Here is a 16,330-nt window from a genome sequence, read left to right on the forward strand (position 1 = left end):
GGTGTTTTATTTTATTTAATTCTATTTTTGCTACTTCTGAATATGTAATCTGTGTAATTAATATGATTAGAAATAGCATTATTTGGAATCCAATGTAATCAGATGAATTAAATATATTTGGGAATGTCAGAGTATTTGTATGATTATAATATTGTATTGCATTTGCTAAAATAAAGAAAACATATATAAATAACATTATCATTTTGTACAATGTAAATGGTCTATTCGCATTGCTAAACATGATGCAATTGCAGATTAGTGTATTTAGAAAAGCAAATAGAAGGAATGGAAAATCAGTAATCCCAATATTGTAAAAATACAACAATGTAATTAACGAGATAAATAGTGGAATTAAACTATATGTTTTTTTATACATGTAATATATCATTAGTCATAATATAATATCACTTAATAACCTTGTAGTCAGTTATGTGCGTATGTATCGAATTTAAGTCTGGCAAATTTTCATAGTCACCATATATCTTTGATAAATAAGATTCATAGTTATTCGGGACCGGTAGTAATAAATTTTCAAATCTGACATATTTTAAAGGGAATATATCCTTATATTCTCTTTTTGCATGATATGAAGACCCTAATTTGTGCCTAAGTATGGAGGTATTTTTTAGAGAATCTATCAATTTTAAAATTGGATAAATGGTAATATATACGCATTTAAAAATTGACTTCTTGACTTTGGATATAAGATTATTGTCACAATATATACTTCTCCAATATATTATCCCTGCAATACGGTGCGCCCAATATGAGTTGGATTTAGTCAAATGAAATATATCAATAAACAATCCTTTATATTTATATTTCTTATCATATCCGAATTTTTCACTTATAACAGTGTTTAAATCTCGTAATTTTGCAAATGGCATTATATAATTTTCGTCATTTAGTTGAGATTGAATCACGTAATTTCCCTTTGAATGAATTCCAAATTCATATAATAATTTTTGATAGTCTTCATCCAACATCTCTACATCAACATCATCGTCCCATGGAATAAAACCGCCATGCCTTATAGCTCCAAGACATGTTCCTGACGAAAGCCAATATTTGATACCATGTTCATTACAAAAATCATCAAAAAAACGCAACAAATCTAACAGTCGAATTTGAAGTTGTCTTAGAGGAGATCCATCAGGATTAAATTGCTGCCGCAGTTTTAATTGGGTAGTGTAATCAATCATTTTTTATAATTTAATCGGCGTATTAATTGATAAGTTTCTGTAGAAGCCTTTAACCGGGATGAAAGCAAGATATAGAGGCAAAAGAAACACATCGCAGGTATTAAGAAATCATTTGTAGATACTAAATCTTTTATAACAAAACTACATATAAAACTTAGAATTGTAATCAGTCCTGTAGGCAAGATGGTCTGTATTTGTTTTTTAATATCTAAATGTATATATCTTTGTACAATAGCCGCATTTACTACATATATATTTGCACTACTTAGAACCATACCCCACATTATTCCATCCATGCCGAATTGAGCTCCTATTATTACCGCCAATAACAGAAATCCCCATTTATAGAAACTCCACATAAACAGGGACTTGCTTTTGCCTACGGCCGCGACTGCATAAAAATTAATATTCTGCAGACATACAAATATACCGCCTACACAAAGAATTCTGAAATATGGTACCGAGGGGAGCCATTGCTCGCCATATAGGAACTCAATAAGGTCATGTGCGACTAATATCAGCAATGCCAACATTGGGAAGATAATATATGATATTACACGTATGTTCATCAATAACATGTCGCATAGCCGTTTGCGTTCATCCTGTATGGAAGAATATACAGGATACATTACCTGAACAATGACCTGAGGGATAGAATAACTGGTAATCTGATCCAATTTATATGCCTGGGAGTAATAACCGGTCTGAGTAGCGGAGAAGCGGTGTCCGATTATCACACCCTGGATATTCTGGCATATTGTCTGTAATAAATTGGCCGCCATAATATAACCGCCAAAGCCGAACAGTTCTTTCATTGTCTGTCGTGAGAATACGGCAGATGGATGCCATCGGGTTATTATCCATAATATAAGGATGCTGAACAAACCATATAGAATCTGCATCATCACGAGCGACCAGATTCCGCCACCATTGTATGCATAGGTGACGGCACATGCGCCTCCAAGTATATAGGCCGAAATATTGGTTATTGCAATCGAACGGAATGCCAGCGATTTACGGAGCCGTGTTGTCTGAATGGCGATTACTGCTGTGAGAATAAGATTCAGCCCTATCACTCGCAAGACAGAGGACAGAACCGGCATATTGAAAAATCCGGCGATAAGGGGAGCAGATATGAAAAGAATCAGGTAGAGGCAGGCCGAGAAGAAAATATTCCAAAAGAATATTGTGGAATAATCGGTCTGTGAGGGTTCTTTTTTCTGAATAAGTGCGGAGCTGAAGCCCCCATCGATAAGAGTCTGAGACACTGCGATAAAAATCGCAAGCATTCCGATTGCTCCGAAATCAGCAGGCACGAGCAATCTGGCCATAATCAGATTGACGATAAACTGCAACGTCATTGAGCCAAACCGGTCAATGGTGGCCCACACAGCTCCGACAGTCGCTTTATTTCCTAATGATTCAGACATTAATAAGATTCAGAATCTTGTGACCATACAGAACATCATGCAGTCCAAGACCGATATTATAGGATAGTATGCGTTCATCATCATTGGCTCTGCCGGCAATTCTTCCGGAAAGGACATCTCCTAACTCGCCGAATTCACGGAACTGGGAGAAGTATTTGAATCCTTTTACATGCCCTTCATCATCTGCAAATACCTTGTCAAAAACAGTATCGCAGTTCTGAAAGCCACGTGTATGCACCGGCACTACAAGGACTCCGGGCTTGAAGAGATTTATATCCGGTACAAGCAGTCCGTCTGCATCAGTTATACAAGAGATGACAACATCCGCGTCGCAAACAAGATGCTCCATTGTGTCAGCTATTTCAAATGCAACATTCGGATAACCGGAATATTGCCCAATCGTTTTTTCAGCATGGTCTTTATATCTCATCAGCCTGACTACAATATCGGAATTTGTAGCTAAAATACAATCCAAAACAGCATGACCGATAACGCCTAATCCGACTATGGAATATATTTTTGCATCTGACTTGCGTAGGGTATTAATTGCTAATGCGGCTACAGCTCCGGTTCGCATGGCTGTAATCCAGTCGCAATTCATCAATGCTGTCATTTCTCCTGAAAGAGAATCGAACAGCATCATTTCGCTTTTTAGAGCCGGGAATGAGCCTTTTATGCGAGAGACGACCTTGCATCCGAATGTGTGGTATTCGGACGGAAGCATACAGGGCATTGTGTTGAAGAAATCATTGCCTTGTGGATGCAATGATATCTTTGGCGGAAGCTGACATCTATTTTTCATTAGAAAGGCCTCACGCACCCAATCCACACATGTAGATGGCGAGATATTTAGATTTGCTATTGCCTCAGAACTTATGTATCTCATATTTAAATTCGGCTAAGGGTGTCAATGAGATATGAATTGTCTTTTCGGTCGCGGATGGCTATACGTACGTATTGACGGTTGCTCTCTCCGAAACCTTTTTTTGACGAGCAGTCCTTTATTAGGATATTATAGTCAGTAAGGAGTTTGAGCGTTAGCTCATATGACGTAAAGCGATCAGTGATTTCACAGAGGAAATAGTTAGCCTGTGATGGCACTACATGAAGATAGGGTATAGCTTCAAGTTCAGTTTGGAAAATAGCGCGTTCTTCGCGGAATTTATCACATGCGCGGACATAATCCTTTTCATATTTGCCGAATATCTGCATATAGAATTCAGCGAATGAGTTGATATTCCAGATTGCGACATCTTTCTTTAGACTTGATATCAGATGCTCGTTGGCTGATGCAAAAATTCCAAGACGTAGCCCCGGCACTCCATATGATTTGGATATGCTCTTCATGACACACAGGGTCGGGAACTGTTCGAGAATCTCATTTTTCAGCAGGGTATCGTTGATGCCATTGTCGGAGAAATCGACAAAAGACTCGTCAACCACTAATTGTATCTGTGATTTCTGAGCCCAGTCGGCAAGTCTGAGCAAATCGTCAAAACATATAAAATTGCCGGAAGGATTGTCGGGATTTACCAATAGTAGCGACTTGATGTCTTTATCGGAAAAGAATGCCATCAAATCATCGGCTGTATACGACAGGTCGGGATTCGACGGATGGAATTTTATCAGCTGACTGCTGTCGTAGCGATTCGGATACTCCTCAAATGTCGGATATGTCACGCCGAATTTCCCTTCGTGGCTTTCCATAAGGGCTTTGATGAGTTCGGCGGCCCCGTTGCCTACAACGACATATTTTTGTTTGATGGCAAAATATTTACCTGCCAACAGTGAGTTGACACCCATTCCGGAGGGATATTCCCTCAGTAGAGTCTCAAAATTTGCCTTCATTTCATCAACCATGCGGGGGCGTGGGAAATATGGATTGACCAGATAACAGAAATCAATCAGACCGGGATAGCGCCAGTATCCGCCGAAGCTATGCTGAATCTTCTTTAATTTCTCTTCCGGTGTGGCGAATATGGTCTCCGCTATGCGTAAATCCTGAACATCATCGATTTCATACCAGTTAAGGCCGGTTATTGGCAAGGCTTTTATGCCGCATTTGTCTATTAAGGTGATGACGCGCAATACCTGTTCGTAGTATTCATTTTCGCCTAAGACTTTTATATAGGCGTCAAGGAACGGAAGATAATGGTTGACGATGAAATCCCTACTGAATTTATAGATATTTACGGTCTTATAATAGAATCCTGTATCACTGTATTTGAATGCAGCCTTCGGGATAAAGTTGACTATGTCAAGTTCGTCATTGATGCGCACCATTGTGCCGTCCATCCATGTCTCGTATTTGGAGACAAGTGCAACATTTGGATTCGGGCAGTCGACTGCGGCTTTTAATATCGCATCTTCATAAATCAGATCCGACTCCAATAATAGAGTGTCATCTTCACTCATATATCCGCGTGCAAGCCATAACGAGTATATATTATTAGTCTTGTCGTATACTCGATTCTCGACAAACTCGATATTCCAGTCCGGATAGTTCTTGGTCAGATAATTCTTTAAATTCTGTCCCTCATAGCCGATTACGATGATTATTCGTGACAATTCCAACATTGACAACTGGCTTAACATTCGGTCTATAAGTCGAATGCCATTCACCTCAAGCATACACTTGGTATTGTTGGCTGTAAATTCTCCTAAACGACGGCCCATACCGGCCGCTAAGATTATAGCTTGCATATATTTTAGTATTATTGGTCGATTAGATGTCAATCTATAGCAATCTTCTGTATGTTTGCTGCAAATAGATTGAGTGGTAGAAATTAAAGTATAGGGTGATGAAAAGAATACTGATTAATATCGATCAACAGTAATTCTTGCAATATTAAGATATCGGAGTGTTGTTGGTTTTTTCCGGATTATCCGATATGGAGGTAGTCGGAGGTCAGCTCAGGGTAGAGCCGGAGGTCGGAGTCGGGGATAGGGGAGAGGAAAGTCTCGTCGAAGGTTTCTTCCCAGGTGAGGTAGTCGGATACGGAGAGGCGAATGGAGAATCGGCGCAGTTCGGGTGCCGAGGGATTGGCTGCGCCTGAATCTTCGGCCCGGGAGGTTGCAAAATCGGAGTTCTCATCTGAGAAGCCAATGCCGGTAGCGTCGGCAACCGGAGCAGTGGCATTGGTGTGTGTCTTGCTTATCCAGCCTACGAGTCCTGCACGGGGGCCGGCGACGATGCGCACGGGAATCCCGGGTGAGAAATCGGCGCGGCGCTGTATTTTCGGTGTAAGATCGGGTGTGAATATGCCTATTGCGCTCTGGAAGCGCTGCATACTACGGTCGGGTATGCGGGCATAGTCGCTTTGGGTGCTGTTGGTGTTGCGGTAGCACCATGCCATGTGGCCTATTGTGGAAAACAATGGCCGCAGGTCACGCGGCAGGGCTTTGAAAAACAGTATGTCGGCGATATATGGCCTTGAGTCGAATGTGAGTTTGCGGCCTGTGCGGCGTGCGATTTCCTGGCAGGGGTAGAAGTATTGTTGCACCATGTGGGTTGCATCCGATTTGCGCAGATGCTGTCGGATGGCTGTCGGGGTGATTCCGCTGCGCAGTCGCATGGCATACCATGCGGACCGGTTGGGGTTGATATAGTCGGCGACATGGCATGCGATGTCGTAGATTTCTTCCGGAAGGAGTGTGGACGGTTTTATGAATCTGAGCCAGCTGTGACTCTCGGGGATGTGGGATATGCATGCGTGGATTTCCTCGGCCCGGATGCCGCACTCAAGTGCACAGGCAATCCATAGTGACAATGCTGTGTCGGGAGCTACTGTTATCTTTTTACTTTCTGTGATACTGTTGACTACCGTATCAATTTTTCGTAATATTACATCCGCTCCTCCTGTGGCATTTTCTTCCGCGGAGAATGGAAATGCCCTGCGGCTGTGTGGCTTGCGGTGGGTCTCGGCGAGTGCAATCGCCTGTGGTGGCAGCATGGACGTGTCACTGTTGCGCGGAAGCGTAATCACATCTTCGATAGATGTGCCTCGCGTATATATCATGTAGAGGAAAGCATCGAGGTAGAGCCGCTGTGCGGCATTCAGCTGTTTTGTGCCTGAGGCTATGAATTTTACGACGCTTGCTTCTGTGGAGTGTTCGTCGTCATTGTCGGACGATTGGCTTATCTCGCGGAGGAGTGTTATGAAAAGTTCTGCCGAGCTGTCGTCGGACGTTTTGGTGACAGACTCATACACGCTGTGGAGACTCTGCACATATCTTTTGATTGTCAACGTCGACATGCCGGATCGGAATAGTTGTGCCACCCATGCTCTCAGTTGCTCTTCCAGAGATGGGCAGTCCACAGGGGCCAGACGGCTGAACGAGGCTATGCTCTTCAAGGCCATCTCGCTAAGCCGTCTATCGATATTGTATGGGATATTTGCGAAGCAGACTGTGGACATGGTCTGGTAATCAGCAGATTGTCGACCTGTGTGTGCGAACTTTGACGTTGTGTCCATGTATAATCTCTCTTCCCCGACTCTCGATGAGCGTTGCGGCGTCAATCGTGTAGTCAGAGTCTGTTGTCAGTGGGCGAGAGTAGTTCGGCCAACCTCTGTAAAATAGAGCAAACACTTGCGTTACAGGGTGTTTGGTTCTGCGGCACAGTTGCACCGCTTGATTTGCGTCTACAAAGTTAGAAATTTTATATTATCTATGCAACCTGATTTGTCGGCATTTGTTCTGTCGGTATCTTGGGCGCAAGGAGTAATATAAAAGTAATCAGCCATATAGCTTATGTGGCTATATGGCTGAAAAAATGTCAGAGTTGGAAGTCTTATTATAGATTGGGGTTGATTTCTTTCCACTTGCTGATAGGCGGAATGATACCGAGCTGGATTACTTCGTCGCGGAGCTTGCATAGATGGAGGTAACTCTGGTCGAGTTCTTTCTTTTCTTCAGGGGTACCACTGACGGGATGCACTGTCACGCCATTTTTGTCTACAGTAGTCTCCATTGCCATCATTATGTGGTTGTAGGTGCCGTTGTCAACGTAGGTCCCCACAGGCCAGGTGAAAGGCTTTCCACCCATTGCTGCGGCAATCATTTCAATCGACAGATAGGCGGGACTCTGGAATGAAGAGCGTCCACGAAGGTCGATTATGTTCTTTCCGCCTTGTACGACACGTTGTCTCATTTCTTCCCACTCCTGTGTGGGGAGTGCCTTAGTGCCGATAATCTCCGAAAGTGGCTGTCCGGCCACGGTGGTGGTAGAGGCAAATACTGCCATCTGTTCTCCATGGCCTCCGTAAGTACGGGAGTTGACGATTTCATCGGCCGGGATGTGGAAGTATTTTGATAATTCGCTACGCAGACGGGTGCTGTCAAGAGCTGCGAGCGTTGATACCTGCGAGGGCTTCAAGCCGGAGTAAATCAATGTGACCAAACCTGTGATATCGGCGGGATTGAATACTACGACCACATGTTTCACGTCAGGGCAATAGCTTCGGATGTCTTTGCCTAACTGCTCGGCAATCTGGGCATTGCCTTTAAGCAGGTCTTCTCGGGTCATCCCGGCTTTTCTGGCTGCGCCTCCGGAAGATACAATGTATTTGGCATCCTTGAATGCGGTTGCTATATCAGATGTGAACGTAAAGTTGATGCCCTTGAACCCACAGTGGTACATTTCTTCAACAACCCCCTCGAGTCCTGGTGCGTATGTATCATACAGGCATATGTTAGGTGTAAGCCTCATCATGGCTGCTGTCTGTGCCATGTTAGACCCAATCATGCCGGCTGCGCCGACAATTACCAGTTTTTCATCTGTTAAAAAGTCCATAGTTAATATATTTAGGTCTGTCCGGAGGGCATGTGCTGTTGAATACACATGGCCTCGGATTAATTTTTAGGTATAACATTGCGGGCGTATAAAAAGTTTTTCATAGCATAAAAAAAGAAGGCGTGCGGGGAACAATCCTGACACGCCCTCAACTCACACATTTATCGATTCTCCAAAAGTTTTCGTTGCTACACCAAGTATATGGGGGAGTTTGTCCGATATACTTTGCTTGAAGTCCGCAATACAAATTGTTATGTGTTGTATCGAACTTCGACTATAGAACAATTGGCAGAGCATGTATAGTTCAGTGTATTAACATAATTAACACGGTTATTTACAACATCTTAAACTCTCTTAACGTATATATGCAATCTTAGATTGCCGAAGTTTGCAACGTTGTTGCATTGTCGCTGTTATATCTTTGCATTCGCAATAAAGTTATTAATTGATGAATTATGAATACAACGACGCAAAATCATGAGACCCACTCCTGCGAACATGCTCACCATGCACATCATGGGCATGTCCATAATATTTCGACGGATGGTGACGGACGCTTGAAGCGTGCATTTAAAATCGGCATATGGCTTAATGCCGGATATGTTGTACTTGAGGCGTTGTTTGGCTTTATGTCTGATTCGATGGGGCTTCTTTCTGATGCCGGACACAATCTGAGTGATATCTTTTCGCTCCTTGTGGCGCTTGTGGCTTTCAAAGTGTCAAAAAATAAGCCTACCGAGCGTTTTACTTATGGATTTCGTCGTGCTACAGTGAATGCCTCGGTTGTCAACGCTATTATATTATATGTTGCAGTAATTTTTATACTCGTTGAGAGCGTACGTAAATTGTTTCACCCATCGGACGTCGAAGGCGATCTTGTCGCGTGGGTGGCGGCGGCCGGTGTGCTGATTAATGGAATTACGGCATGGTTGTTTATGAAAGACAGCCATGGTGATCTCAATGTGCGTGGCGCTTTCCTTCATATGGCGGCCGATGCTCTTGTGTCGGTAGGAGTTGTAATCAGCGGGATTGTGATAATGTGCACCGGATGGACGCTTATAGACCCGATAGTCGGCATTGTGATTGCATTGTTCATCGCGTATGGTTCATATGGTATGCTTCGTGAAAGCATTTGCCTTGCGTTTGACGGAGTGCCGCAGGGGGTAGACCCCATAAAAGTCATGTCGGCGATTTCCGGGATTGATGGAGTTGTTGACGTGCATCATCTTCACATTTGGGGGATAAGTACGACCGAGGTAGCCATGACGGTACATGTAATTGTAGATGATGGAGCATCAGTAGACAGGGTAATCTGTGATGTGCGACATCTTGCGTCAGGGATGGGCATATCTCATTCCACCATTGAGGCGGAGACTTCTGAAAATGACTGCAATTCTTGTTCATGTGGATGAATATTGTTAATTTTATCGTATGAATATGGATAAATCTCGACATAATTATTCCGGAAACTTTGAACTTAGAGGTATGAGTTGTGCCTCATGTGCCGCACGTATCGAGCGTACTTTAAAAAAACAACCCGGTGTCAATGAGGTAGCCGTCAACTATGCGGCAGCCACTGCAAAGGTTTATTGGGATTCTGCTCTGACCGACGCTGAATCTTTATGTAGGGCTGTGCAGGATGCCGGATATGAAATGTTGGTCGCGCGTGATGTGGCTGATTCCAGCGATGACGCTGCGCGATTGCATTATCTGGCGCTACGGCGTAAGATGGCGTGGGCTATAGCGCTGTCATTGCCGGTTGTGGTTATTGGCATGGGATTCATGCACTGGATTCCGGGACAGTGGATTTCGTTCGTGCTTTCGTCAATAGTACTGTTCGGTATGGGAGGGCAGTTCTATGTCAGCGCATTCCGACAGTTGCGTCACCGCTCATGCAACATGGATACACTTGTAGCTCTTTCAACAGGCATAGCGTGGGCATTTAGTGCGTCTAACCTGTTTTTTCCTCAGTTTTGGCTTGACCACGGGATAGAGCCTCATGTCTATTTCGAAGCTGCTTCTGTGATAATTGCATTCATATTGATTGGACGCACTCTGGAGGCCCGTGCAAAAGAGGGTACGACATCCGCTATCCGGAAACTGATGGGCTTGCGCCCGAAATCTGTTGTCAGAATAAATTCCGATGGAGTGGGTGAAGAAGTTTCTATAGAAGCTATAGTCTCAGGAGATATACTTATGGTTAGGTCCGGCGAGCGTATCCCTGCCGACGGGAGTGTTATTTCCGGACATTCCTTTGTCGATGAAAGTATGCTGAGCGGCGAACCGGTGCCTGTTGAGAAGGATATTGATTCAAAACTGTATGCCGGCACTATTAATGGCAATGGGACTTTGCAATTCAGAGCCGATACCGTCGGAGCCGATACCTTGCTCTCTAAAATTATACGAATGGTGCAGGATGCGCAGGGTTCAAAACCTCCAGTCCAAAAACTTGTCGACAAGATTGCCTCATATTTTGTGCCGGTGATTATAATATTGGCTGTAATCTCATTTTTAATATGGCTGTTTGCCTGTGGCTCAGGCGCTCTCATTCATGGCGTTCTGGCTTTAGTTACGGTGCTTATTATTGCATGTCCTTGCGCGCTCGGGCTTGCTACGCCAACTGCAATTATGGTCGGTGTCGGACGTGCAGCCACTAATGGAATACTGATAAAAGATGCCCGCGCTATTGAGGCTGCCCCGACAATTGACACGGTAGTCCTTGATAAGACCGGGACGATAACTCAGGGACATCCTGAGATTAAACATATTGAATGGACTGAATCGGCACCATCTGATGCGGCTGATATACTTGCTTCAATGGAGCGAATGTCTGATCATCCTATAGCTATTGCTATAGCCAACGGACTGCCGGCGGCCCATCGAGTAGATATCTCCGGTTTTGAAAATATGCCCGGGCATGGATTAAAAGGATGTATTAAGGGCAATATATGGTTTGTTGGAAATAAGCGGCTGCTTCTGCGACATGATATTGTAATCCCTGCGGGCCTTATGGCTCATGCTGAGTCGCTTGAAGCAGATGCGTCTACAGTAATCTGGGTGGCATGCGGCCCTTCAGTCATAGGCCTTGTGGCTGTAAGCGATCCGATTCGTACGACTTCATTCGATGCGATTTCCAATATGAAGCAAATGGGGCTTGACGTATGGCTTCTGACCGGAGACAATGAAGCGACTGCTGCTGCCGTAGCTAAGATAGCCGGTGTATCAAACTGGCGTGCGTCTATGTTGCCTCAGGATAAAGCTGAATTTGTAGACATGTTGCAGCGTAGATATAACCGCAAAGTTGCAATGGTGGGCGACGGAATTAACGACAGCGCGGCTTTGGCTACCGCCACTCTTGGCATTGCCATGGGACAGGGGAGTGACATTGCAATGGATGTCGCAGGAATTACCATCATATCATCAGATTTACGCCGTATACCGATTGCCATCGGGCTTTCAAAACTGACTTTGCGGACAATCCGTCAGAATCTTTTTTGGGCGTTTATTTACAATGTGATAGCAATTCCTGTAGCAGCCGGTGTGCTTTATCCGCTGTGCGGATTCTTAATGAATCCTATGATAGCAGGTGCTGCGATGGCATTCAGTAGTGTAAGTGTTGTCGCTAATTCTTTGCTGTTGAACCGCAGGCGTATAACATTGCCTATTGTGCAGCTTCCTTTGCGACCTATAGAAGAATCCGATTTAACTCCAAAACCCAATATAATAATGAAGAAAGAATACAAAGTATCCGGAATGATGTGCGGACACTGCCGTGCTCATGTAGAGAAAGCGTTGAATTCCATTTCAGGTGTTAAGGCAACGGTAACACTTGAGCCTCCCGTCGCAACAGTCCAATTTGCCGATGGCGAATTGCCATTGGATGTTCTTCAGTCGGGTGTAAACGATAAGGCCGGAGAATATCAATTGAGCGAATAACGAGCTATATTTCAAAGAGTGAATATGATTGTCAGGCAGTCAATATTCACTCTTTTTTTATTTGGGGTATTCTTAAAAACGATATTATGCTATCCCCATAGTGATATTTCTTATATGTAGAGAGCTTCAACTCCAAAGTTTTTTCGTATCTTTGCGCAGATATATACTGGTTTTATGAATCTCAGGTAGACATATTTGGAACGTAATAAAAACCGTGTTTTAACTATCATTTAAGATTACAAGGATGAACGTAATGAAATTTGGCGGCACTTCGGTGGGTTCGGCCCATCGCATAAAAGAAGTTGCCGGGCTTGTTACTCAGCGAGGAAAGAACATCGTAGTCCTGTCTGCGATGTCCGGGACCACCAACACGCTTGTTGAAATATCGGAATATCTTTATAAGCGCAATATAGATGGGGCCAAGGAGACTATCAACAAACTTGAAAGTTCCTATATGCGCACAATCAGTGAACTTTATAGCTCGGATGCTGCAAAAGAAGATGCTACGCGGGAAATAAAGTCATGCTTTAACTATATACGCACATTCACAAAAGATATTTTCACTCTTTTTGAAGAGAAGGAGATTCTTGCACAGGGCGAATTGATGTCAACAGCCATGTTCAACGTATATCTGCGCTATGAACTCGGTGTGGACTCTGTGTTGCTTCCTGCGCTTGACTTTATGCGTACCGACAAGAACGCAGAACCTGACGCGCAGTATATACGGCAGAAACTTACCGCTCTGCTTGAAAAGCATCAGGATGCTGACTTATATATTACCCAAGGATATATATGTCGAAATGCCTACGGCGAGATAGATAATCTTCAGCGTGGAGGCAGCGATTATACCGCCTCGCTGATTGGCGCAGCCATAAATGCGGATGAAATAGAAATTTGGACTGATATCGATGGAATGCATAACAATGACCCCCGTTTTGTCCAGGATACCGCTCCCGTGCATGAACTGCACTTTGAAGAAGCTGCCGAGTTGGCCTACTTCGGGGCAAAAATACTTCATCCGACCTGTGTGCTTCCAGCCAAGCTCAACAATATCCCTGTGCGTCTCCTCAACACTATGCAGCCTGATGCTGAAGGAACATTGATACACAACTATCAGACACCAAAGACAATTAAGGCTGTTGCAGCAAAGGATAATATAACGGCAATAAAGATAAAATCAGGCCGAATGCTTCTTGCATACGGTTTCCTCCGTAAGGTATTTGAGGTATTTGAGACATATCAGACACCGATTGATATGATTGCGACATCTGAAGTCGGGGTTTCGCTGACTATTGACAATGAGCGCAATCTTGATGGGATTCTTGATGATTTACGCAAGTTCGGAACTGTGACCATTGATCGGGATATGGTTATCATCTGTGTGGTCGGTGATCTTGAATGGCAAAACTGCGGTTTTGAAGCCGAGGCGCTTGACGCCCTAAAAGATATTCCAGTGCGTATGATTTCGTACGGCGGTAGCAACTACAATATCTCATTCCTTATCCGCAAGGAAGACAAGGTGAAAGCCTTGAATCTTCTAAGTGAACGATTGTTTAGATAATGTTACAGATAAAATATGGCACAGTTTCCCTTATCGGAGTTTCAAAAGCGACCGACTCCATTTTATTACTATGACCTCGGGGTCCTTGACGAGACTCTAAAGGCTATTAATGAAGGAATAGGCCAATCGCCTTATCATGTACATTACGCCTTGAAAGCAAATGCCAATCCGGCACTCCTTACTCCAATTGTAGCTGCTGGATTAGGCGCTGACTGTGTGAGCGTCGGTGAAATCAAAGTTGCTTTAAACGCTGGATTTCCTGCTGATAAAATATTCTTTGCAGGGGTAGGCAAAAGCGACTCTGAAATTGATTTTGCTCTTGATGCACACATCGGTTGTTTTAACGTAGAATCTCTGCCGGAACTGAAACTGATTGCAGAGATGGCTTCAAATAAGTCAATTATAGCAAATGTGGCTCTGCGAGTGAATCCGAACATTGACGCACATACACATCATTATATCACTACCGGGCTCGAAGAGAATAAATTCGGAATAGCATTGGAGATGCTTGATGATGCAATCTCGGTATGCCTCAGGCAGCCGAATATACGTCTGTGCGGGCTTCATTTTCATATAGGTTCTCAGATTACCTATATGGAGCCATATCGAATACTTTGTGAGCGCGTCGCGCAACTCATGAAAAAGTACTCTGCACAAGGCATACGCTTCGACATAATCAATGTCGGAGGCGGTCTTGGTATTGATTATGATGATCCCGATTCTCAGTTGATTCCTAAGTTTAAGGAATTCTTTGATATATTCCGCAACAATCTGAATCTTGCGCCCGAGCAACAGTTGCATTTTGAACTCGGCAGATCTGTGGCGGCTCAGTGTGGGTCTCTTATTACCCGTGTGTTATATGTCAAGGAAGGTGTAGGAAAAAAATTCATCATCGTTGATGCCGGCATGACCGATCTTATACGTCCTGCGCTTTATGGCGCTCACCACAAAATCGAGAATCTTACTTCTGATTCCTCGCTGACTGATGAATATGATGTGGTCGGTCCGATATGTGAGTCAAGCGACTGTTTTGGCAAAGATGAGATACTCCCTGTTACGCATAGGGGTGATATCCTGGCGTTGCGCTCGGCCGGAGCATATGGTGAGGTTATGGCAATGGGTTACAATATGCGGCCAATTCCTGCCTCTGTGGTATCTTGATATTTTAAAGCAAATATAAAACTGATGACTATGTCTGTTATTGTGGCATAGTCATCGGTATTTTTTTCAAAGGTAGAAGTCAAATCCTTATTTGATTTCTTTGGGACTGACATATGGACCGGATGGTGCCGGTTTATCTGTGACTATGGGACATCTGGGCACGACTTCCAATATTTCGCCATTCGGGCCATAGAAAAGTTCGTCAACACATATGCTGCGCAGGTTTCCTTGGCCTGAAAGTGCCTGATTATGGTAGAAAGCATAGCTATGTCCTTTGTATTCAACAATAGACCCATGAGATGTGTCACATCCTGTAGGCTGTAGATATATGCCTCCGTATTCCCATGGGCCAAGTGGAGACTTGCTTGATGCCCAATGCAGACGGTTGGCTCCACGACCATTTTCCGCATGATTGTCGGCATATGTGATATAATATCTGTCATTGTATTTGTGTACCCATGTAGCTTCATGAAAGTCGGTAAGCCCATCCATATTACGCAGAGGCTCAGCAAGTTCTATCATATTTTCTTTAAGCCGTGCTCCTACGCATCGTCCGCCTCCTCCATAATAAAAATAGGCTTCTCCATTATCATCTACAAATACACATGGATCAATCATAGCGAATACATCATCTTCCATTCCTGTCATGATCATTGGTCTGTCGAGTACTTTGAAATCTGATGCAGGCTTGTCGCTGACTGCAATGCCTACGCGCCAGGTGTTGTTCCAGTCTGATCCTGAAGGGTGGGGGAAATAGAAATAGTACTTGCCATTCTTGTAAGCACAGTCAGGAGCCCACATGAATCCACCTTCCGTACGTCCCCATGCGACATCTCCTGAGTTGAGTATTTCTCCGTGATCGGTCCAGTTGACCATATCATCGGTTGAGAATACATGATAACGATCCATACGATCGCATCCGGCAGGCGGATCTATATCATGAGACGCATATACATAAAGCCGTCCGTCTTCCCAAACATGAGCCGATGGATCGGCAGTATACATGTGGGTGATAAATGGATTGTCTGCAAGTTGCAATGGTGTCTGTGGGCCAAGAGTCTTTGACGGCGAACAGCTCAGCGTCATACCAACTACGGCAAATGCAATCATACTGTGATAAAAAAATCGTTTCATAACTTTATTTTATTGGTACGTACTAAATTTCGATAACTTCATTGCACTGAATATAAAACCGAATGAATAGATTGTTCGACTGATGTCCCGACCTAATTGGGCTGTCACAGTT

Annotated in this window: 11 protein-coding genes; 4 read left to right on the forward strand and 7 right to left on the reverse strand. The window is 43.9% G+C overall.

What is annotated here, in order from left to right; genetic code table 11:
* Positions 1 to 404: 404 nt before the first annotated feature.
* The 6 genes from ADH68_RS12530 to ADH68_RS12555 form a co-directional block, all read right to left on the reverse strand.
* On the reverse strand, positions 405 to 1,202 hold the full coding sequence (locus tag ADH68_RS12530; protein ID WP_068960537.1) for a LicD family protein: 798 nt from the start codon (positions 1,200 to 1,202) through the stop codon (positions 405 to 407).
* Positions 1,199 to 2,632 carry a lipopolysaccharide biosynthesis protein gene (locus ADH68_RS12535; protein ID WP_068960536.1) on the reverse strand — a complete coding sequence of 478 codons (1,434 nt, stop codon included), beginning with the start codon at positions 2,630 to 2,632 and terminating at the stop codon, positions 1,199 to 1,201. The genes ADH68_RS12530 and ADH68_RS12535 overlap by 4 nt, the downstream gene beginning before the upstream one ends.
* Positions 2,625 to 3,518, reverse strand: coding sequence for an ornithine cyclodeaminase (locus ADH68_RS12540; RefSeq protein ID WP_068960535.1), 894 nt, complete (start codon positions 3,516 to 3,518; stop codon positions 2,625 to 2,627). The genes ADH68_RS12535 and ADH68_RS12540 overlap by 8 nt, the downstream gene beginning before the upstream one ends.
* A gap of 2 nt (positions 3,519 to 3,520) precedes the next feature.
* Positions 3,521 to 5,335 carry an aminotransferase class I/II-fold pyridoxal phosphate-dependent enzyme gene (locus ADH68_RS12545; RefSeq protein WP_068960534.1) on the reverse strand — a complete coding sequence of 605 codons (1,815 nt, stop codon included), beginning with the start codon at positions 5,333 to 5,335 and terminating at the stop codon, positions 3,521 to 3,523.
* Between the two features lie 179 nt (positions 5,336 to 5,514).
* The gene (locus tag ADH68_RS12550) at positions 5,515 to 7,107 is read right to left on the reverse strand and encodes a transcription termination/antitermination protein NusG (RefSeq protein WP_133165687.1); all 1,593 of its coding nucleotides are present in this window, start codon (positions 7,105 to 7,107) and stop codon (positions 5,515 to 5,517) included.
* A gap of 320 nt (positions 7,108 to 7,427) precedes the next feature.
* On the reverse strand, positions 7,428 to 8,426 hold the full coding sequence (locus tag ADH68_RS12555; protein WP_068960532.1) for a malate dehydrogenase: 999 nt from the start codon (positions 8,424 to 8,426) through the stop codon (positions 7,428 to 7,430).
* Between the two features lie 455 nt (positions 8,427 to 8,881).
* Here ADH68_RS12555 and ADH68_RS12560 point away from each other — a divergent pair, with 455 nt between their 5' ends.
* The 4 genes from ADH68_RS12560 to lysA all read left to right on the forward strand — a co-directional run bounded on the left by ADH68_RS12560 (position 8,882) and on the right by lysA (position 15,084).
* On the forward strand, positions 8,882 to 9,838 hold the full coding sequence (locus ADH68_RS12560) for a cation diffusion facilitator family transporter (RefSeq protein WP_068960531.1): 957 nt from the start codon (positions 8,882 to 8,884) through the stop codon (positions 9,836 to 9,838).
* 25 nt (positions 9,839 to 9,863) lie between these two features.
* Positions 9,864 to 12,362, forward strand: coding sequence for a heavy metal translocating P-type ATPase (locus tag ADH68_RS12565; protein ID WP_068962029.1), 2,499 nt, complete (start codon positions 9,864 to 9,866; stop codon positions 12,360 to 12,362).
* Between the two features lie 244 nt (positions 12,363 to 12,606).
* On the forward strand, positions 12,607 to 13,923 hold the full coding sequence (locus ADH68_RS12570; RefSeq protein WP_088294832.1) for an aspartate kinase: 1,317 nt from the start codon (positions 12,607 to 12,609) through the stop codon (positions 13,921 to 13,923).
* Positions 13,924 to 13,938: 15 nt separating this feature from the next.
* Entirely contained in the window at positions 13,939 to 15,084 is a 1,146-nt protein-coding gene (lysA, locus tag ADH68_RS12575) for a diaminopimelate decarboxylase (RefSeq protein ID WP_068960529.1), read from the forward strand.
* 87 nt (positions 15,085 to 15,171) lie between these two features.
* On the opposite strand, the gene ADH68_RS12580 is transcribed toward lysA, so the two are convergent.
* The gene (locus ADH68_RS12580; protein WP_084273989.1) at positions 15,172 to 16,218 is read right to left on the reverse strand and encodes a family 43 glycosylhydrolase; all 1,047 of its coding nucleotides are present in this window, start codon (positions 16,216 to 16,218) and stop codon (positions 15,172 to 15,174) included.
* Between the last annotated feature and the right edge of the window lie 112 nt (positions 16,219 to 16,330).

The organism is Muribaculum intestinale (assembly GCF_002201515.1).
Classification (GTDB): Bacteria; Bacteroidota; Bacteroidia; order Bacteroidales; family Muribaculaceae; genus Muribaculum; species Muribaculum intestinale.